General features: G+C 71.5%; 16 protein-coding genes. 10 read left to right on the top strand and 6 right to left on the bottom strand.

Annotated elements, in window-relative coordinates:
• Positions 1–12: 12 nt before the first annotated feature.
• Both ACYVLJ_RS04070 and mdlC read left to right on the top strand, forming a co-directional pair.
• Positions 13–1,659, top strand: a complete 1,647-nt coding sequence (locus ACYVLJ_RS04070) for a S53 family peptidase (RefSeq protein ID WP_460437787.1) — start codon at positions 13–15, stop codon at positions 1,657–1,659.
• Positions 1,660–1,740: 81 nt separating this feature from the next.
• Complete coding sequence (gene mdlC / locus ACYVLJ_RS04065) at positions 1,741–3,327, top strand: benzoylformate decarboxylase (protein ID WP_460437786.1); 1,587 nt, start codon at positions 1,741–1,743, stop codon at positions 3,325–3,327.
• Positions 3,328–3,343: 16 nt separating this feature from the next.
• Here mdlC and ACYVLJ_RS04060 read toward each other — a convergent pair whose 3' ends face one another.
• Genes ACYVLJ_RS04060 through ACYVLJ_RS04040 form a run of 5 tightly spaced genes read right to left on the bottom strand, consistent with a single transcriptional unit; the run spans position 3,344 to position 7,830 of the window.
• Complete coding sequence (locus ACYVLJ_RS04060; protein ID WP_460437785.1) at positions 3,344–4,306, bottom strand: ABC transporter substrate-binding protein; 963 nt, start codon at positions 4,304–4,306, stop codon at positions 3,344–3,346.
• A gap of 19 nt (positions 4,307–4,325) precedes the next feature.
• A complete protein-coding gene (locus ACYVLJ_RS04055; protein ID WP_460437784.1) occupies positions 4,326–5,189 on the bottom strand; it encodes an ABC transporter ATP-binding protein in 864 nt (287 codons plus the stop codon).
• A gap of 20 nt (positions 5,190–5,209) precedes the next feature.
• A complete protein-coding gene (locus ACYVLJ_RS04050) occupies positions 5,210–6,043 on the bottom strand; it encodes an ABC transporter permease (protein ID WP_451968919.1) in 834 nt (277 codons plus the stop codon).
• Complete coding sequence (locus ACYVLJ_RS04045) at positions 6,040–6,810, bottom strand: ABC transporter permease (RefSeq protein ID WP_451968917.1); 771 nt, start codon at positions 6,808–6,810, stop codon at positions 6,040–6,042. The genes ACYVLJ_RS04050 and ACYVLJ_RS04045 overlap by 4 nt, the downstream gene beginning before the upstream one ends.
• 12 nt (positions 6,811–6,822) lie before the next feature.
• Positions 6,823–7,830, bottom strand: coding sequence for an ABC transporter substrate-binding protein (locus ACYVLJ_RS04040; protein WP_451968914.1), 1,008 nt, complete (start codon positions 7,828–7,830; stop codon positions 6,823–6,825).
• 726 nt (positions 7,831–8,556) lie between these two features.
• Between ACYVLJ_RS04040 and ACYVLJ_RS04035 the strand changes: the two genes are divergently transcribed.
• From ACYVLJ_RS04035 to ACYVLJ_RS04010, 6 genes are all read left to right on the top strand, one after another.
• The gene (locus tag ACYVLJ_RS04035; RefSeq protein ID WP_460438009.1) at positions 8,557–11,688 is read left to right on the top strand and encodes a sensor histidine kinase; all 3,132 of its coding nucleotides are present in this window, start codon (positions 8,557–8,559) and stop codon (positions 11,686–11,688) included.
• Between the two features lie 20 nt (positions 11,689–11,708).
• A complete protein-coding gene (locus tag ACYVLJ_RS04030) occupies positions 11,709–12,170 on the top strand; it encodes a roadblock/LC7 domain-containing protein (protein WP_143168868.1) in 462 nt (153 codons plus the stop codon).
• A gap of 25 nt (positions 12,171–12,195) precedes the next feature.
• Positions 12,196–12,984: a DUF742 domain-containing protein gene (locus tag ACYVLJ_RS04025; protein WP_451968911.1), complete on the top strand. Its 789-nt coding sequence runs from the start codon at positions 12,196–12,198 to the stop codon at positions 12,982–12,984.
• Positions 12,965–13,573 (top strand): GTP-binding protein, encoded by a 609-nt coding sequence (locus ACYVLJ_RS04020; RefSeq protein ID WP_086676271.1) that lies wholly within the window; start codon positions 12,965–12,967, stop codon positions 13,571–13,573. Before ACYVLJ_RS04025 ends, ACYVLJ_RS04020 begins: the two co-directional genes overlap by 20 nt.
• Positions 13,574–13,952: 379 nt before the next feature.
• Positions 13,953–14,369: a roadblock/LC7 domain-containing protein gene (locus ACYVLJ_RS04015; RefSeq protein ID WP_364452140.1), complete on the top strand. Its 417-nt coding sequence runs from the start codon at positions 13,953–13,955 to the stop codon at positions 14,367–14,369.
• Between the two features lie 6 nt (positions 14,370–14,375).
• Entirely contained in the window at positions 14,376–15,293 is a 918-nt protein-coding gene (locus tag ACYVLJ_RS04010) for a DUF742 domain-containing protein (RefSeq protein WP_460437783.1), read from the top strand.
• Here the strand turns inward: ACYVLJ_RS04010 and ACYVLJ_RS04005 are convergent.
• Positions 15,290–17,527, bottom strand: a complete 2,238-nt coding sequence (locus tag ACYVLJ_RS04005; RefSeq protein ID WP_460437782.1) for a helicase-associated domain-containing protein — start codon at positions 17,525–17,527, stop codon at positions 15,290–15,292. The two genes, ACYVLJ_RS04010 and ACYVLJ_RS04005, sit on opposite strands and share 4 nt — an antisense overlap.
• A gap of 146 nt (positions 17,528–17,673) precedes the next feature.
• Here ACYVLJ_RS04005 and ACYVLJ_RS04000 point away from each other — a divergent pair, with 146 nt between their 5' ends.
• Together ACYVLJ_RS04000 and ACYVLJ_RS03995 are read left to right on the top strand one after the other, a co-directional pair.
• On the top strand, positions 17,674–17,859 hold the full coding sequence (locus tag ACYVLJ_RS04000) for a hypothetical protein (protein ID WP_451968904.1): 186 nt from the start codon (positions 17,674–17,676) through the stop codon (positions 17,857–17,859).
• A gap of 99 nt (positions 17,860–17,958) precedes the next feature.
• Positions 17,959–19,350 carry an NAD-dependent malic enzyme gene (locus ACYVLJ_RS03995; RefSeq protein WP_460437781.1) on the top strand — a complete coding sequence of 464 codons (1,392 nt, stop codon included), beginning with the start codon at positions 17,959–17,961 and terminating at the stop codon, positions 19,348–19,350.
• Positions 19,351–19,373 lie beyond the last annotated feature (23 nt).

Raw genomic sequence — 19,373 nt, 5'->3', positions numbered from 1 at the left:
AGGAAATTCCCCATGCGCTTGCGCAAGCTCGTCGCGGCCGCCGTGCCGCTGCCTGCGTTGCTCGGCCTCGCCGTGGCCGTCCCGGCCGCCGCGGCGTCGGAACCCCTGGTCACGCTGGCCGACAGTGCTGCTCCGCTCGTCAACAGCGCCCGCACCGGCGACGTCGCGGCCGGGCAGCCGATCACCGCGGCACTGTCGCTGAAACTGCACAACCAGCAGGCGCTGGAAAAGTTCCTCGCCGACGTGCAGAACCCGGCTTCGCCGCAATACCACCACTTTCTGACCCCGGCGCAGTTCAATGCCGAGTTCGGCCCGACGCAAGCCGATGTCGACAAGGCCGTCTCATTCCTCGGGAAAGCCGGGCTCACCGGGATCGAGGTTTCCGGCAACCGCCAGGCCGTCACGTTCACCGGCTCGGCGGCCCAGCTGGAATCGGCGTTCCGCACCCGGATCGGCACCTACCACGACCAGGCCTCCGGCCGGACCTTCTTCGCCAACGACGCGGCGCCGGCCGTGCCCGCCGGGGTTTCGGACGTCGTCGGCAACGTCGTCGGCCTCGACAACCACGCGCTGCGGACGCACACCACCGCCGTCGCGAAGCCCAACGTCGTCAAGGCCGTCACGCCGCCCGTCCTCAAGACCGCCTACGGCACCAGCGGCCTGTCGGCGACCGGCAGCGGCGTCAAGGTCGGCTTCGTCGAGTTCGACGGCTACCAGAAGTCGAACATCACCAAGTACGACAGCACGTACGGCCTTTCGGCGGGCTCGGTCACGACCGTCCCGGTGAGCGGCCAGAACTACGACTCGAGCCCGGGCGACGGCCAGATCGAGGTCGAGCTCGACATCGAGGTCGTGCACGCGCTCGCCGCCGCGGCGAACGACTACGTGTACGAGGCGCCGAACACCAGCGCCGGCGAGCTGGCGATGTACCAGAAGATCGCGTCGGACCACACGGTCAACGTCGTCTCGATCTCCTGGGGCGCCTGCGAATCCGCCGAGGGTTCGAGCGCGGCCAAGAGCGTCAGCAACGCGATCGCGACCGGCACCGCGGAGGGCATCTCCTACTTCGCGGCCGCGGGCGACGACGGCACCACCGACTGCTACCGCCAGACCGGGTCGACGGCCAAGGCCGTGGACTTCCCGGCGTCCAGCCCGAACGTGACCGGCGTCGGCGGCACGCAGCTGACGGTGACCTCGTCGAACGCCTACAGCAGCGAGAAGGCGTGGAACGACGGCGCGTCGAACGGCTCGACCGGCGGCGGCATCTCGACGGTGTTCACCGCGCCGTCGTGGCAGTCCTCGCAGAGCACGACCTACCGCAAGGTCCCGGACGTCTCCGCGGACGCGGCGAGCGGTTCGGGCTACTACATCTACACCGCGGGCGCGTGGCAGACGGTGTGGGGCACGTCGGGCGCGGCCCCGCTGTGGGCGGCGTTCGCCACGCTGCAGAACCAGGTCCACGGCGGCGGTCTCGGCAACCTGAACCCGAAGTTCTACTCGATCGGCAACGGGTCGTCGTACGGCACGGGCTTCCACGACGTGACGACCGGCAACAACACCCTGCACGGCACGACCGGCTTCACCGCGGGAACCGGGTACGACCAGGTCACCGGCTGGGGCTCGTTCAAGGGCAGCGGCCTCTCGGGCCTGATCGGCTGATCCACTTGACCCCTTCGGGCGGCGGCGTGATCCGCCGCCCGAAGGGGTTTCTTTCGCAGGGCTAAGCGTTAGCCTGGTGCCATGATCAAGCGCACGGTGCTGGACGCCACCCGCGAACTCCTCCGCGAACTCGGCCTCACCACGGTGTTCGGCAACCCCGGCACCACCGAGGTCCCCTTCCTCACCGACTGGCCGGACGACTTCGACTACGTCCTGGGCCTCCAGGAAGCTGCCGTCGTGGCGATGGCCGACGCCTACTCGCAGGTCACGCGCCAGGCCGTGCTCGTGAACCTGCACTCCGCGGGCGGCGTCGGGCACGGGCTCGGCAGCCTCTTCAACGCCTACCGCAACCGGACGCCGCTGATCATCGTCGCCGGGCAGCAGAACCGCGCGCTCCTGCCGCACGATCCCTTCCTCGGCGCCACGGACGCGCCCGATTTCCCCAAGCCGTACGTGAAGTGGTCGGTCGAGCCGGCCACCGCCGAAGACGTCCCGGCCGCGCTTTCCCGGGCCTACCACGTCGCGACGCAGGCGCCGTCCGGGCCGGTCTTCGTCTCCGTGCCGGCCGACGACTGGACCGTCACCACCGAACGGCCCGCCATCTCCCGGCCGCGGATCCGGGGTTTCGCACCGGATCCCGAGGCGATCGAGGAGCTCGCCGCGGCGCTCGAGGCCGCCGAACGGCCGGCGATCGTCGTCGGGGGAGCCGTCGACCACGACGCCGCCGTCGTGGAGACCGTCGCCCTCGCCGAGCGCCTCAGCGCCGGCGTGTGGGTCGCGCCGATGTCCTACCGTTGCTCGTTCCCCGAGGACCACCCGCTGTTCCAGGGGTTCCTCGACCCCGAACGCGGCGCCGTCTCGGACAAGCTGGCGCAGCACGACCTCGTCGTCGTGCTCGGGGCGCCGGCCTTCACCTACCACGTCGACCGCGGGCGCGACGAAGCTCCGCTGCCGCCGCTGTTCGTCATCAGCGACGACGAGCAGATCCTCGCCCGCGCCTTCGAAGGCACCGGCATCCGGGTCACGCCGAAGCACGCCGTCCGCGCGCTGCTGAACGCGGTCCCGCGCAGCACCCGCCCGGCCCCGGCGCCGCTCCGGCGGCCCGCGAAGCCGGGCGGCGACAAGCTGACCGGTGAATTCGTCTACTCGACGCTCGCGGACCTGCTGCCGGACAACGCGATCGTCGTCGAAGAGACCCCGAGCCACCGCGGCGTCCTGCACGACCACCTGCCGATCACCTCGACCGACACGGGCTTCCTGACGATGGCCAGCGGCACGCTCGGCTACGGCGTCCCGGGCGCGGTCGGCGCGGCGCTGGCGAGCCCGGACCGCAAGGTCGTCGGCGTGGTCGGCGACGGCTCCAGCATGTACGGCATCCAGGCCCTCTGGACGGCCGCGCGCCAGGACCTCCCGGTGACGATCCTGATCCTGGACAACACGGAGTACGCGGCGGTCCGCATCCTCGGTGACGCGATCGGCGGCAAGAAGATCCCGGGAACGGCACTGGGCGGCATCGACTTCGCGGCCCTGGCGGCGAGCATGGGCTGCCAGGGCGTGACGATCACCGAGCCGTCGGGCCTGGTCCCCGGCCTGACGGCGGCACTGGCGGACGCGCGCCCGACGCTGGTGCACATCCGGGTCGCCCCCTCGGACACGACGCTGTACTGACCGGTGGCAGACGCGGCTAGCGCGCCACCATCGCCGAGACGTCGACCGGTTTCGCCAGCACGCCCGTCTTGAGCAGCAGGTCCGGCACCCGCTGCAGCTGCTTCGCGTCCAAAGTGGACTTCAGTGTCAGCAGGCCCGTGCGCGCGGCCGTGTCGGCGTCGATCTTCGCGTACTTCACCATCAGCGGCTCGATCTTCTTGCGGTCCGCCGAGGCGTCGCGCGTCGCCGCGGCCATCGCGCGCTGGAACGCCGCCAGCGTGCGGGGTGACGACGAGACGAACGATCCCAGCGCGCCGTAGCCCGCCGTCGGGAAGTCCACTGTGGACCCGGTGCCCGTGTCGGCCACCAGCACCGCCCCGGCCGTGCGCGAAGCCAGGGTGATGAACGGCTCGGTCAGGAAGCCGGCGTCGATGTCGCCGTTCTTCAGCGCCGAAACCGTGTTCGGCAGCGGGATCGGGACCCACTTGACGCCCGACGCGTCGACGTGGTTGTCCGCCAGCACCGACTTCGTCAGCGTGTCCGCGATCGTGTTCGGCGCCGAGATGCCGATCCGCTTGCCCGCGAGGTCGGCCACCGACCGGATCCCGGACGACGGCAGCGCGACCACGCCGGTCGACTTCGGGCCGGCCGACGACGCGTCCGCGACCAGCCGGATGTCCGCGGTTCCCTTGCTCTGCGCCACGAAGAACGGCGTGTAGCTCGAGTACGCGATGTCGGCCTCGCCGCCGAGCAGCTTCGTCAGCGAAGCCTGCCCGGTGGCTGCGTCGGTCGTCGAGACGTCGAGGCCTTCACGCTGGAAGTACCCACCGTCCTTGGCCAGCCAGAAGGGGGCGGTGTCGATGGTCGACATCATCGACACCCGGATCTTCGGCTTCTCCACCGAACCCGGGGGCGCCGACGGCTCCGAAGAAGAGCCGCCCAACGCCCCGCACCCCGCCAGCAGCAAGGCCGTCAGCCCGGCCAGTAGCGCCCTCTTCATGGTCCCCCCTGAACGAAAATCAGCTCCCGGTCTTGGTCTCCGTCACGGCCTTGGCCTGCTCGGCCAGCTCCCACTCCGCGGCGTCGGACGCGGCCGTGGCCGCTTCCGGAGCGGCGGTCCCGCCGTGCAGCAGCCGGGCCACTTCGGCGCGCAGCGTCACGAACTCCGCCGACTCGCGGGTGGTGATCTGGTCGCGTTCGGCCGGCAGCGCCACGGGCAGGTCCGCCACGATCGACGCCGGCGACTTCGACAGCACCAGCACGCGGTCGGACAGGTAGACGCTCTCGTCGATGTCGTGCGTGACGACGAGGATCGTGCTGCCCTGCTCGCGCTGCACGCGGCGGGTCAGGTCCTCGAGCTCGAAGCGCGTCTGCGCGTCGACCGACGCGAACGGCTCGTCCATCAGCAGCAGCGCGGGCCGGCTGGCCAGCGCGCGGGCGATCGACACCCGCTGCTGCATGCCGCCGGACAGCTGCCACGGGTACTTCGCGCCGACGCCGGAAAGCCCGACGTGCTCGAGCGCTTCGGCCGCCCGCTTCCGCCGCTCGGCCTTCGAGATCGGCCGCCAGCGCAGGGGGAACTCGACGTTCTTCTGCACCGAAAGCCACGGGAACAGCGAGCGGCTGTAGTCCTGGAACACGACGGCGAGGTCGTCCGGCACGCCGTCGACGCGATCGCCGTGCAGGCTGACCGTGCCTGCGGTGGACTTGGTCAGCCCGGCGATGCAGCGCAGCAGCGTCGACTTCCCGCAGCCCGACGGGCCGACGATGCTGGCCAGCTGCCCGGCCTCGACGGTGAACGTCAGCTCGTTCACCGCGGTGTGCGCCTTGGCGCCCGTGCCGTAGGTGTGGCTGAGGCCGGACACTTCGAGCATGGTTGACATGGGGAGAGGCCTTTCCAGCGTCAGTCGCGGCCCAGGCGGGCCGGCTGCCAGGCCAGCACCCGCCGTTCCGCGGCCAGGAAGATCGTGTTGAAGACGTAGCCGAGGATGCCCAGGAGCACCAGCCACGACCACATGGTCGGGAAGTCGAAGTCCTGCTGGGCGTTCAGCAGCGACCGGCCGATGCCGTTGTAGGCGCCGACCAGTTCGGAAACCACCATCAGCAGCAGCGAGATCGACAGGCTCACGCGCAGCCCGGCGAAGATCTTCGGCGCCGCCGCGGGCAGGACCACCATCGTGACCCAGTACCGCTTCGGCGTGCGGAAGGACCGCGAGGTCTCCACCTTCACCTGGTCGACCGAGCGGACGCCGTCGACCGCGTTGAGCAGCACCGGCCACACCGCGCCGAAGATGATCGACCCGATCTGCATGCCCGAGCTCAGCCCGAACAGCACCGCGAACACCGGGATCAGCGTGGGCGGCGGGATCGAGCGGAAGAACGCGAACAGCGGGCCGAGGTAGTCCATCGCCTTCGCCGACCGGCCGACGAGCACGCCCAGCGCGACGCCGACGACCGCGGCCAGCACCCAGCCGCCGAGCATCCGGCCGAGGCTGGGGAACACGTTGTCGAACACCGCGTCGGTGAGGAAGAGGTGTGACGCGGGCCCGGTGAACCACAGCTTCGCGGCCGAGGTCGCGATCTCCGTGGGCGGCGGGAAGAACTTGCTGCCGCCGGCCCGGGCGGCGAACTCCCAGACGACCACGAGGATCGCGAAGAGCAGCCAGTTGCGCGCGACGGTGGCGGCGCCGCGGGCGGCCCGGCGGCCCACCCGCCCGGAAAGAGTCGCCGTGCTCACGCGATCGCCTCCCGGTCGACGCTGCTCCAGCGGAACAGCCGCTTGCCGAGCTGTTCGAGCCCCTCGTTGATGAGGTAGCCGAGCACCCCGGCCACCACGGTACCGGCCAGGACCAGGTCGAACCGGACCGAGCCGGTGCTGGAGACGAGGATGAAGCTGCCGAGCCCGACTTCGGACCCGGCCAGGAACTCCACGCTGACGACGGCGATCAGGGCGATGGTCGCCGACAGCCGGACGCCGGTGAAGACGAACGGCGCGGTCTGCGGCAATGCGACCGACGACAGGATGCGGAACCGGCTGGTCCCGCACGCGCGCGCGGTCTCCATCAGCACCGGGTCGATCTCGCCCATGCCGTAGATGGTGTTGAACATGATGGGCCACAGCGACGCGTACACCGCGAGGGTGATCTTCGCGTCCGGGCCGGAGCCGATCACCAGCAGCACCAGCGGCACCAGCGCGGTGACCGGGATCGGGCGGAGGAACTCGACGATCGCGGCGGTGGCGGTGCGCAGCACCGGGATGCTGCCCAGCAGCAGCCCGGCCGGCACGCCGATCGCGATGGCGATCGCGATGGCGATCAGCCAGGCGAGCATGGTCGCGATGACGTCGCGGACGAATTCGGGGTCGCCGAGCAGGTGCCCGACGGTGACCAGGACGACGCTCGGCGGCGGGATGAAGGTTTTACTGACCAGGCCGACCTGGACGACGACCTCCCAGAGCAGGAGGAAGCCGACCAGGCCGGCCAGGCCGCGGAGAAGCTTTGTCACTTCAGCGTCACGTCAGCTGGTCGCCTGCGGGGCGATCATCGGCGCGGCGTCGACCTTGCTGGTGATGACGCCCATCTGCAGCAGCAGGTCGGGGACCCGCTGGAGGCGCCGGGCGTCCAGCGTGGAGCCGTAGCCGGGCAGGGTCAGCAGCTTGGCCGTGTCTTCGTCGATCTTCGCGTACTTGACGAGCAGCGGCTCGACCTTCGAGCGGTCGTTGATCGCGTCGACGGTGGCCTTCTTCATGGCGCGCTGGAAGGCCGCGAGGGTCTTCGGGTTCGCCTGCACCCACTTGGTCGCCGCGCCGTAGCCGGTCAGGGGGAAGTCCTGGCTGGCGCCGGTGTTGATGTCGATGACCGGCGTGGCGCCGGCGATCTTCGCCGCCTGCGAGAGCTGCGGCTCCGGCATGTACGCCGCGTCGACCTGGCCCTGCTGCAGGGCGGCCGCCATGTTCGGCAGCGGCATCGGCACCCAGTTGACCTTGCTGAAGTCGACGCCGTGGTCCTTCATGACCGACTTGGTGAGGATGTCGGACGCGGTGTTCTTGGCGGTGATGGCGATGCGCTTGCCCTGGAGGTCGTTGACCGTCTTCACCGGCGAGTTCGGCACCGTGACAATGGCGTTGCTCTTCGCGTTCACCGACGTGCCGTCGGCGACCAGCTGCACGTCCGCGGCGCCGGTGCTCTTGGCGACGAAGAACGGCGTGTAGGTCGAGAGGGCGATGTCGGCCTCGCCGGAGATCGCCTTCGTCATCGACGCCTGACCGCTCGGCGCGACGATCTGCTCGACCTCGAGACCCTCGGCCTTGAAGTAACCGCCGTCCATGGCTAGCCAGAACGGTGCCAGGTCCGTGGTCGGCATGATGGAGACCTTGATCTTCGACTTCTCCAGGCCGCCCCCGTTCGACGAGGCGTTCGAGCTGTCCGATCCGAGCGCGCTGCAGCCGCTGGCGGCGGTGACAGCGGCGACGGCGAGGGCGAGCCCGAGCGCGGCGCGGCGAGTGCGAACCCGGCCACTGCTCATGGCATTTCCAAGCAAGGCCTGCTCCTTGAAGAAAGTGACGGTTCGTGAACCGAATCCGATGGGAGTGCGTGACTCATTCTCCGGAGCCACGCGGGTCACTGTAGAGAACGTGACAGCTTGCTCACAACGGGTGGAATCAATACCCAGGAGGGTGGCGCACGTCACTCTTTAGGCCTCTGGTCTAGACCCACTGCTCCACTCGCCGTAAGCGTTCACCCAGCGTAAGACGCAGTTCCGGAATCCGGTATGTCCAGCTGTGAGCCGACTGAGCGAACGCTGTGCAACATCATGCACGTCCTTGTCGGGAGGGTTACATCTTCCCCGGCCGTTCGCTACCCTCTGCACCTGCGGGGAGGTATCAACCTCCGATGTAGTGAGAGAGAGTGCCTGGATGGCCGATCAAGACGACCCAGTTCGGTCTACCAGGGCACGCTGTGCTTTTCCTGAGAGAAGCTTCCTCGCAGAGACCACTTCCGGGCCGGGCTCAGCCGCCGCGCCGGTGGGTTAGAACGACCGAACAGACCATGCACGACCAGCGCAGGGACCCGACCGTGATGCTCGAGCTGAACCGATTCCGTCCGGCCGGACGGGGTTCAGGAACCCCGAAGGCCGACACTGAAGACGATCTTTTCACCCGTACGGGTACCGTCTCGCGCTGGGCTCCTACCGACCGGCCGGTGAGCCGGAGCGCCGGGAGCGTGCAGACGAGTGGCTGAGGACAACGCGATGCGCCCTGGCGGGCGCTGGACCGACCAGGGCTTTACGAGCACGAACGACGATGGTGGTGCGGCGGTGCCGAATGAAGACACCGCGGGGGTGGGAGGGGCCCCTGCGCGGCTGCCCGGAGACGATCCGGGCCGGAAGGCCGGGTTCTTTTCCGGCATGCGTGACTGGCGGCTGCGGTCCAAGCTGGCCGCGGTCCTGATCATCCCGACCCTGACCGCCGCGGTGCTGGGGGCACTGCGCGTGGTCGACGACGCCCGCAACGCGACGGAGTTCCAGCACACGGCGGACCAGGTCGCGTTCGCGGTCAAGGTCACCACAGTCGTGCACGAGCTGCAGAACGAGCGCTCGCTGGCCGTCGCCCGGATCTCGTCCTCGAACCAGCTCCTGCAGACCGGGCTGGACGCGCAGATCGCCAAGGTCGACCGCGAGGTCACCGACCTGCGCAACGCGGCGGCGACCCTGAGCTTCGACGACCAGGCGACGAAGGACCGCTACACCCGCGGTCTCCAGCGCCTCGACGCCCTGCGGCCGCTGCGCGCGGCGTTCAACGCCCAGAACGGCCTGCCCGACATCACGGTGCTGACCGCCTATTCGGGCATCCTCGACTCGCTCATCGAGCTCGGCCGCGAGGTGACCACCGCGGTCACCGACCGGGACGTGCTGCGGCTGGGCACGAGCACGCAGGCGATCAGCGAGGCCAAGGAGTTCACCACCCGCTCCGACGCCGAGCTGCAGATCGCCGCCTTCCGCGGCAGCTTCCCCGGCGACCTCCTGGACCAGACGCGCGCGTCGGCCTCCAGCGCGGACGCCTCCGTCATCGCCTTCCTCGCGAACGCCGACGACGACCAGCGGCAGCTCTACAACGACACCTACTCCGGCCCGGAGGTCGACGACCGCCGCCGGATCCAGACCGCCGCGTTCTCCTTCGCCCAGCTGGGGCAGGCGCCGAGCATCGACACGACGGCGCTCAGCAAGGACAGCACGGTGTCGGCGGACAAGCTGCACGCCGTCGAGTCGAACCTGCTGGCCCAGCTGAAGACCCGCGCCGACGACCTCGCCACGGCGGCGGTCAACTCGGCCTGGGTCGGCGGTGCCGTGGTGCTCGCCGCGCTGGCCGCCGCGATCGCGCTGATGCTCGTCGTCGCCCGCCTGATGCTGCGCCCGCTGCGGGTGCTGCGGAAGAGCGCGCTGGACGTCGCGTACACGCGGCTGCCGGAGACGGTGCAGTCGATCCTGGACGACCCGGACCCGGTCGGCGCCTCCAAGAAGGCCGTCACGCCGGTGCCCGTCACCTCCCGCGACGAGATCGGCGAGGTCGCGCGGTCGTTCGACATCGTCCACGAGCAGGCCGTCAAGATGGCCGCCGAGCAGGCCCTCCTGCGCGAGAACGTCAACGGCATCTTCGTCAACCTCTCCCGGCGGTCGCAGCGGCTGGTGGAACGCCAGCTCGGCGTCATCGACCGCCTGGAAGCCGACGAGCAGGACCCGGACCACTTGGCGAGCCTGTTCGAGCTCGACCACCTGGCCACCCGGCTCCGGCGCAACGGTGAGTCCCTGCTGGTGCTCTCCGGCGCCGGCCTGGCGAAGTCGGTGCCCAAGCCGGTGCCCGCCGCCGACGTCATCGGCGCCGCGGTGTCGGAGATCGAGCAGTACGCCCGGATCGAGGTCGGCATCGTGCCCGACGTCGCGGTCCAGGGGCTCGCGATCCACGACCTCGTGCACGTCCTCGCGGAGCTGCTCGACAACGCGACCTACTTCTCCGAGCCGGAGACGAAGGTCATCGTCCGGGCCGTGGTGACCCGCCGGAAGGCCCTCGCCATCCAGGTCACCGACCACGGTGTCGGCATGAGCGAGGAGCGGCTGGCCGAGGTCAACGGCCGGCTCGCCGAGCCGCCGGACCTGGACGTGTCCGTGACCCGGCGGATGGGCCTGTACGTGGTCTCGCGGCTGGCCAAGCGGCACGGCATCGAGGTCCGGCTGCGCGAGAACGAGGACATCGAGGGCGGCGTGATCGCCCGCGTCGTCGTCCCGGCCGAACTGCTCACCCAGCTCCGCCCGGGCATGGCGCGGCAGACCCCGCCGCCGGCCAACCGGTCCGAGACGTCGATGTCGATGCCGAGCATCCCGATCCCGGCCGCGCGCACCGACTGGGACCAGACGCAGGCGCACACGCCGGTGCCGCCCTCGGCCCCGCCGCCTCCGCCGCCCCCGGCCCCGCCGGTGCACGAGCCGGTGGCGAACCAGGGCGGGCTGGTCCCGCTCGACCAGCCGATCAGCCTGGACGACCTGGTCAGCGGCGGCCGCGCGGCGGGCCCGTTCCTGTCGCCCGAGCTGCCGAAGCCGGAGACGCCGGCCTGGCCGACCGCCGAAGACCTCGCGCCGCTGGCCCCGTCGTCGAACGGCGACGGAGCCAGCTCCCACGCCGGCGACACGCAGTTCGCGCCGCTGGTGCTGCCGAAGCGCGAGCCGAAGTTCGTCCCGCCGGAGGAGCCGCCCCCGCCGCCGCCACCCGCGGCGGACAACGGCCCGTCGGCGCTCGAAGACGATGTACCCACCCGGCGGCTGCCCATCTACCAGTCGGTGCTGTCACGCTGGTTCAGTGAGGGCGACGACTCGGCGGCCGACCCGGTGCCTCCGCAGGGCGAAGGCGAGGACCCGAACCTGCCTCCGCTCACCGGCTCCGACGAGCCGCTGGCACCGGCCGCGCCGGTGGCCGAGCACCGCGAGCGGCCGGCGGACGAGCTGCAGCCGACCGCGGCGACGCGGCACCCCCTGCTCCCCGCCGACGACGGCTGGCACAGCGCCTCCGACGACGGCTGGAGCGCGGCGCAGTCGCTCCTGGAGTCCAAGAACGAGGAGATCACCCCGGCCGGGCTGCCCAAGCGCGTCCCGAACGCCTACCTGGTGCCGGGGTCGATCAGCAGCCCCGCAACGGCGGAGGCACCGGCTCAGAGCCACTTCGCGGACGCGGGTGCGGGTATGCCCGGAACGGGTGCGATCACCCGCTCGGCGTCCGCCGCGCGGAGCCGGATGGCAAGCTTCCAGCGTGGCTACACCTCCGGACGTCATGCGCTGAAGGAGCATGAAGAGGTTCCGGTGAGTGGCAACACCACAGACAGCAGTGAGGAGTGAAAGTGACACGGGCGGGTGCAATGCAGCCGGGTGGCGCCGCGCAGCCGAACGGCCAGGCGCAGGCGAAGGCGGGTAGTGCCGGCAGCTTCGCTTGGCTGATCACGGATTTCGTGCACCGGGTGCCCGGCGCGGCCCACGCGGTCGTGGTCTCGGCGGACGGCCTGCTCCTGGCGGCCTCTCGCGGGCTGCCGAAGGACCGGGCCGACCAGCTGGCCGCCGTGGCGTCGGGGCTGACCAGCCTCGCGCGCGGCGCGGCCAAGGTGTTCGAAGGTGGTCCGGTCGCGCAGACCGTGGTCGAGATGGCCAACGGCTTCCTCTTCCTCATGTCGGTTTCCGACGGTTCCTGTCTGGCGGTGCTCGGTTCGCCGGAAAGTGACATCGGCCTGGTTGTCTATGAGATGACCCTGCTGGTGGAGCGGGTCGGCCAGCAGCTGACCCCGGAGATGCGGGCGCAACTGCAGGGAGCAGCGGTCCGCCGCTGAGGACCCGGGAACCGAGGAGAGAGCCGTGGACGACGGGCGCTTGAGGGGCGATGGCCGGCTCGGTGACGACTTCTCCGGCGGGTGGTCCGAACAACCGGACGACGGCCGCGAGGACTGGCAGTCGTTCCGGGAACGGGTCGACCGCGAGTGGCGGTCGCGTCGCGTGCAGGCGTCCGACAACGACCCCGTGCGCGAACCCCCGAACTGGCTGACGGACAGCAACGCGGGTCAGGAGCCGATCCGGCCGATCCAGCCCGGGAGCGGCGAATACCGCGACCGGCTGCTCGGCGGCCCCGGTGCGGAGCTGTTCGGCGGTTCGAGCGGGCCGCTGTACGACGCGGCGGAGTTCGCCGCGTACAGCAACGGCCGCGATCGCGACTATTCGGCGGGGCCGGACTCCGGTGAGCTCGCGGCGGCGCTGCCGCAGCAGGCCCACCAGGAGTACGTCGACGCGCCGGCGCCGACGGAGATGGAGACCTCCGGCCTGGTCCGGCCGTACTTCCGGACCCGCGGCCGGACGAAGGCGACGCTGGACCTGGCGATCGAGGCGCTGATCTCGACCAGCGAACAGGGCCGGATGCTCGACCGGGTCCGGGTGCCCGAGCACCGGTCGATCTGCGACCTGTGCCTCGACACCCGGTCGGTGGCCGAGGTGGCGGCGCTGCTGCGGCTGCCGCTCGGCGTGGTGCGGGTGTTGATTGGTGACGTGGCGGGCCTCGGGCTGGTGCTGGTGCACTCCAGCAGCCCGACCGTGGGCGACCGCCCGAGTATCGAGTTCATGGAAAGGGTGCTCAGTGGGCTTCGGAGAATTTGACTCCGACGCGAACGCGCCGCAGGTGACGGGTCCGACCTCGTCGGCCAAGATCGTGGTCGCCGGCGGGTTCGGTTCGGGGAAGACAACTTTGGTCGGGGCGATCTCCGAGATCGACCCGCTGACCACCGAGGCCATGATGACCGAGGCCAGCGTCGGACACGACGACACCTCGGCCACGCCCAACAAGACCACCACTACCGTGGCGATGGACTTCGGGCGCATCTCGCTGGACTCGGACCTGGTGCTGTACGTGTTCGGCACGCCCGGTCAGCACCGGTTCTGGTTCATGTGGGACGACCTCGCGGTCGGCGCCATCGGGGCGGTCGTGCTGGTGGACACGCGGCGGCTCGCCGACGCGTTCCCGTCGATCGACTTCTTCGAGAACCGGAAGCTGCCCTACGTCGTGGCCATCAACTGCTTCGACCGGCTCCTGCACCACCAGATCGAGGACGTCCGGCACGCGCTCACCATCGCGCCGTCGGTCCCGATCATGGCGTGCGACGCGCGCGAGCGCGACTCCGCCAAGCAGGTGCTGATCTCGGTCGTCCAGCACGCGATCGCGCACGATACGGCGTTGCGCGCGGGCTGAGGCCATGGCTTCGCGGACCAGGTGCGGCCGTTGGAGTGAACTCCGCGTGCTTCACCCACTTCGGGGAGCCTCGCCGCCGTCCGGTGGACGGAACACGGGCCGCCGTTCGGTACCGGTGACGGCCCGCTCCGCCGGCCACCGCGCTGACCTGCGCGGACACGACGCCGTCGCGGCTCGCGGGGTGCGCTTCGCCCGTGCCGACCGGACTGGCCCGGCGCGGAGCGCGGCCGACCGCACACGTAGGGTGCGCAGCGGTCCGCCGGAGGTGTACTCGACACCGTCGGCGCGGCGAATACGCTCTACTTTGGCGTCGTCGACCGGCTGTGCCGGCCACTCCGGGGTGCGGCGTGCGGCGCCGCAGGAGCAAGGAGGGGCAGTAGTGACGGCTTCCGGCCAGGGTTCGTTCGGCTGGCTCATCACGGACTTCGTGCGCCGGGTACCCGGCGCCGCGCACGCCGTTCTGGTGTCCGCCGACGGGCTGCTCCTGGCGCCGTCGGAAGGGCTGCCCCAGGAACGCGCCGAGCAGCTGTCCGCCGTCGCGTCCGGGCTGATCAGCCTGACGCAGGGGGCCGCGCGCTGCTTCGAGGCGGGCGGCGTCAACCAGACCGTGGTGGAAATGGAGCGCGGTTACCTGTTCCTGATGTCCGTTTCGGACGGTTCGTCGCTGGCGGTGCTGGCCGCGCCGACGTGCGACATCGGGACGGTCGCGTACGAGATGACGTTGCTCGTCGAGCGGGTCGGCCAGCAGATCACCCCCGAACTGCGCGCCCAGCTCCAGGGCGGCGTGCGTGGGTAGGACGAGATGAGGATTTCGGGATTCGACGATCCGGACTCCAGCGGCTGGGACGCACTGCACCGGGGCACCGAGCGCGAGGGTTTCGATTCGCCCAGCAAGTTCGACATGTCGACACTGTCGATGATCATGCCGAAGCGCAAGCCGGCCCGGCCCCAGCCGGACCCGCAGGGCTACACGGACGAGGACACGCGCGAGTGGGGTCCGTCGGACGGCGACGGGTACGTCCCCGAGGACTACGAGACCGCGGCGCGCGAGTGGGAGCCGCCGGGCGGGCCGGAGGACGGCTACGACCCGGCCGCGCCCGAATGGCAGGACGAGGAGCGGTTCGCCCCGGAGCCCCCGGCCCTGGAGCCGGCGTGGACGCCGCCGCGCGGCGCCCGTCCGCCGGCGCCCCGGCCCCCGGCCCCGCCCCGGCCGCCGTCGCCCCGGCACGCCCCGCCGCAGTCGTGGGCGCCGCCGGTCGACCCCCGGACGAACTGGACGCCCCCGCCGGACCCGGAGACCCGCTGGATCCCACAGCCGGAGCCGTGGGAAGAACCGGCTTACGAGCCGGCGCGGGTCGCGAGCCCGGCCCCGCCGGCCTCGACGGGGTCGCGGGTGCGGCCGTACACGCGAACGGGCGGCCGCACGCGCTCGGACCACAACCTGGCGCTGGAGGCCCTGGTCTCGACGTCCGACGACGGCCGCCGGTACCGCGGCGTGCGGTCGGTCGAGCACCGCCGGATCTGCGACCTGTGCCTGGACACCCGGTCGGTCGCGGAGATCGCCGCCCACCTGAGGCTGCCGCTGGGCGTGGTGAAGGTCCTGGTCGGCGACATGTCGGACATCGGCCTGGTGCTGATCCACCAGACCGAGCTGATCCTCGGCGACCGCTCGTCGCGGGAGTTCATGGAGCGGGTGCTGGCGGGCCTGCGCGCGCTTTAGTCCTCGACGATCGCGGCGGACGTGATGCGGTGCAGGGAGTACCGCTCGTTGTTGTCGCCTTCGAGGATCCCGCCCCCGACGCGCACCGGCCGGACCACGCGCTGGCTGGCCGTGCCGCGGGAGTCGACGAACCCGATCCACACCTCACGGCGTTCGAGCGTCGCCCGGGACAGCAGCTCCAGCGTCGCCGACGTGTCCGCCCCGCCGCCGACGGGCGCCCGCACGGCCGATCCGCGACGCCGGGCCGAAGCCGCGTCCCCGGCTCGCAGGTTCGACACGATCCGCGCCGCCTGGTCGGGCGTGAGCACCGCCTGCTCACCCGGGCTGCGCCGGGCCGCCCTGGCCTTCGCGGGCAGCCGCCGCCCGCCCGGCCGGATGTCGACGACCCGGCCGTCCGGGCCCTCGGCCGCCGGCGCGAACCCGGCCGCCCGCAGTCCCGCGAGGACCTCGTGCAGCGGGTCCGGGCTGACCACGACCGTCGGCGCGATGAGCCGCAGGTCGTGCTCCGCCGCGACCGGGTTGGCCAGCACCTCCGCCAGCAGCGCCTCGTCGTCGCACCGCAGGAACGACGCCGCCGCGCCGCCGCGCAGCCGCCCGTGCCGCCGCGCGACGTCGTCGACCAGGTAGCTCAGGCCCTGCGGCACCGGCGTCGCGGACTTCGCCTTGAACAGCGCGTGCAGCTCGTCGGCCGTCCGGCCGGTGTCCAGCGCCCGCCGCACCGACGCCTCGGTGATGCGGTAGACGGTCGCGTGCCCGGCCGACTCGACGTCCGCGACCGCGTCCATCTCCGCGGCCAGCTCCGGCTCCAGGGGGCCCGGCGCGACGACCGTGAGGTCGGCCTGCAGCAGCACGTGGTCCACCGGCGCGGGCAGCGCGTCGAGGATCGCCTCGACCGCGCCGGGGCGGTCGTCGGCCAGCAGCGCGCGCGTCGCCGTCGTGACGCCGCCGAGCCCGACGATCCCCAGCGCGGCGGCCTCGGCCATCGTCCAGCGGACCGTCTCGTCGCGCAGCCGCCCGCCGCGCCGGGGAGCCCGCCAGGCCAGCACGGCGACGAGCTCGTCGACGCTCTTCACCCCGGCGCCCTCGGGCAGGCCGGCCAGCGTCGCCAGCACCCGCCGCCGCGCGACCGGCGCCAGCGGGCGGCGCAGGTCCTCCGACAGCGGCGCGATCGGCTTGTCCTTGGCGTCGCGCCCGCCGGCCAGTCCCGGCAGCCGCGGCAGCTCCAGCCAGGCCTGGGCGAGCGTCATCCAGCGCTGCGCGGTCGGCGACGCGAGCCACGAGTCGGTCAGCGTCGTCGGCACCCACTCCGGCGCCGTCGTCTCGCTGTCCGCGACGAGCCCGGCGCCGACGACGAGCTCCGCCAGCAGCGTCGCCTGGGTCTCGTCGATCTCCAGGTCCTTGGCGAGCTTCTTCAGCTCGCGCACGCCGAGGCCGCCGGACTTGAGCACCGGTGGCGGCGCGGCGGACCACGAGCGCAGCAGGGATTCGGTGTGGCGCAGGAACTCCATCGCCTCACCGGCCGCGGCTTCGTCCAAAGTGGACGGCTGGTGCGGGTGCACCGGCAGCTCGGGCTCGGTCAGCGAACCGGGCGCGAAGACCCCGCCGCGCACCGCGACGCCGATCTCGCGCGGCAGCTCGACGGTCTGGTCGTCACGCCGCAGCAGCAGCCCGCGGGCCAGCAGCTTCTGCACCGGTGTCGCGGCCTTCGCGAGCGTCAGGTCGAGCCCGGCGTCGCGGGTGCGGCCGATCGGCGGGCCGGCGGCCAGCGCGTTCAGGACGGCGCGTTCGTCGTCGGGAAGCTCCGCGAGCCGCGCCTCGAGGTCCTCGCCGGCGAGCGGCGGCGACGACGCGCCGAGCCCGGCCGGGAACGGCCCGAGCGCCTCCCGGGCCGCCGGGGGCACGCGCAGCGCGTCGTCCGGCCCCCAGGCCAGCGCCCGCGCCCGCAGCCGGGCGAGCGGCACGGCGATGTCGGCGCCGACCAGCTTCGCCACGTCCTCGACCGGCACGGGATCGCGGTCGGCCCCGGCCAGCAGGCACGCCTCGACGACGGCCAGGGTGAAGGTGTCCAGGTCCTCGCAGGCGCGCGCGACCGAGCCCGGCGTGCCGGCCCGGGTGGCCAGCACCGTGCTGTCGGAGGGCGGCGGCGTCGACAGGTCGCGCCGAGTGCGGAGGAGCTCGGTCAGTGCGTCGTCGGGCTCCGCGCGCAGCCAGTCCGCCAAAGAGGTCGCGGGCATAGAAGGCCAGGATACCGGGCGGTTGCGACAGGCCGTCTCGGCTCAGGCAGACTGTCCCCGACATATTTCGGGGGTCCGGGTGGCGGAGCCCCCGGCCGGGGCGCAGCCCCGCGTGTCACAGAACCGAGCACGGTGTGGAGGACGTTGTGGCCAAGGCTGAGAAGAAGCACAAGGGCGTCGACCCGACCTGGCCGGGCGAAGCCGGCGAGCACCCCGTGACCGAGCTCGCGTCGGACCGCCAGGGCGCGCTTTCGCCGTTCGGCGACGTGACCTTCCCGCTCGACTCGGTGCCCTACGTGCACCCGGAAACCGAGATCAACACCCGACCCTAGAGTTACTGGTCAGTACCGGTATCGGCCCCTCGTGAGGGCGGTCACGGGAGTAGGTTCGCACCCGTCCCACCCGACCTTTCCCATGCGGGGGTAAGTGCCATGCCGGTTCCCGGTCCCGGATACTCGATCACCGTCCGGGTCGAGGCCCCGGCCTCGTCCAGCGCGGCCGGTGACCTCACCACCGCCGTCGGGCGCGTCGGTGGCGTCCTGACCGCGTTCGACGTCGTCGAGTCCCACTCCGACTCGATCGTGGTCGACATCAGCGCCAACGCGCTGTCGGAGAACCACGCGAACGACATCACGCAGGCGCTCGACTCGCTGCCCGGCGTCAAGGTCCGCAAGGTCTCCGACCGGACGTTCCTGATCCACCTCGGCGGCAAGATCGAGGTCACCCCCAAGGTCGCGCTCCGCAACCGTGACGACCTCTCCCGCGCCTACACCCCGGGCGTCGCCCGCGTCTGCCAGGCCATCGCGAACAACCCCGAGGACGCGCGCCGGCTGACCATCAAGCGCAACACCGTCGCGGTGCTCACCGACGGCTCCGCGGTCCTCGGCCTGGGCAACATCGGCCCGGCCGCCGCGCTGCCGGTGATGGAGGGCAAGGCGGCGCTGTTCAAGAAGTTCGCCGACGTCGACGCGTGGCCGGTCTGCCTGGACACCCAGGACACCGAAGAGATCATCATGATCGCGAAGGCGCTGGCCCCGGTGTACGCGGGCATCAACCTCGAGGACATCGCCGCGCCGCGCTGCTTCGAGATCGAGAAACGGCTTCGCGAGCAGCTCGACATCCCGGTGTTCCACGACGACCAGCACGGCACCGCGATCGTCGTCGTCGCCGCGCTGCGCAACGCCCTGCGCGTGGTGGGGAAGAACATCGAGGACTGCAAGATCGTGGTCAGCGGCGTCGGCGCGGCCGGCTCGGCGATCATCCGGCTGCTGCTGCGCAAGAACCCGGGCGACATCGTCGCCGCGGACATCGACGGCATCGTCCACTCCGCGCGCGGCAACCTCGACGACAACCTGACCTGGATCGCGTCGCACACCAACAAGGACCAGGTCAGCGGCACCCTGCACGAGGCGCTGGCCGGCGCGGACGTCTTCATCGGCGTCTCCGCGCCCAACCTCTTCGGCGCCGAGCAGGTGGCGACGATGAAGTCCGACGCCGTCGTCTTCGCGCTGGCCAACCCGGACCCGGAGATCGACCCGCTGGAAGCGCAGAAGCATGCCGCGGTCGTCGCGACCGGCCGCAGCGACTTCCCGAACCAGATCAACAACGTGCTGGCCTTCCCGGGTGTCTTCCGCGGCCTGCTCGACGCGAACGCGCACAACATCGACGACACGATGCTGCTGGCCGCGGCCGACGCGATCGCCGACGTCGTCGACAACGGCAAGCTCAACGCGTCGTTCATCGTGCCGAGCGTGTTCGACAGCGCCGTGGCGCCCGCGGTCGCCGAAGCCGTGCGGAAGGCCGTGCGCGCCGAGCGGGGCTGAGCCCGTTCCGAGGCAGCGTCACC

This window comes from Amycolatopsis stemonae (assembly GCF_054781455.1).
The sequence above is the reverse complement of the archived record's forward strand: the minus strand, read 5'-3'. Positions and strand labels throughout refer to the sequence as shown.

Bases quoted from the DNA above. Each gene is read 5' to 3' on its own strand.
- ACYVLJ_RS03995 (WP_460437781.1), top strand. From the start codon at position 17,959: ATGCCGGTTCCCGGTCCCGGATACTCGATCACCGTCCGGGTCGAGGCC.
- ACYVLJ_RS04040 (WP_451968914.1), bottom strand. From the start codon at position 7,830: ATGAGCAGTGGCCGGGTTCGCACTCGCCGCGCCGCGCTCGGGCTCGCC.
- ACYVLJ_RS04055 (WP_460437784.1), bottom strand. From the start codon at position 5,189: ATGTCAACCATGCTCGAAGTGTCCGGCCTCAGCCACACCTACGGCACG.
- ACYVLJ_RS04005 (WP_460437782.1), bottom strand. From the start codon at position 17,527: ATGCCCGCGACCTCTTTGGCGGACTGGCTGCGCGCGGAGCCCGACGAC.
- mdlC (WP_460437786.1), top strand. From the start codon at position 1,741: ATGATCAAGCGCACGGTGCTGGACGCCACCCGCGAACTCCTCCGCGAA.
- ACYVLJ_RS04035 (WP_460438009.1), top strand. From the start codon at position 8,557: ATGCGCCCTGGCGGGCGCTGGACCGACCAGGGCTTTACGAGCACGAAC.
- ACYVLJ_RS04070 (WP_460437787.1), top strand. From the start codon at position 13: ATGCGCTTGCGCAAGCTCGTCGCGGCCGCCGTGCCGCTGCCTGCGTTG.
- ACYVLJ_RS04060 (WP_460437785.1), bottom strand. From the start codon at position 4,306: ATGAAGAGGGCGCTACTGGCCGGGCTGACGGCCTTGCTGCTGGCGGGG.
- ACYVLJ_RS04030 (WP_143168868.1), top strand. From the start codon at position 11,709: ATGCAGCCGGGTGGCGCCGCGCAGCCGAACGGCCAGGCGCAGGCGAAG.
- ACYVLJ_RS04010 (WP_460437783.1), top strand. From the start codon at position 14,376: ATGAGGATTTCGGGATTCGACGATCCGGACTCCAGCGGCTGGGACGCA.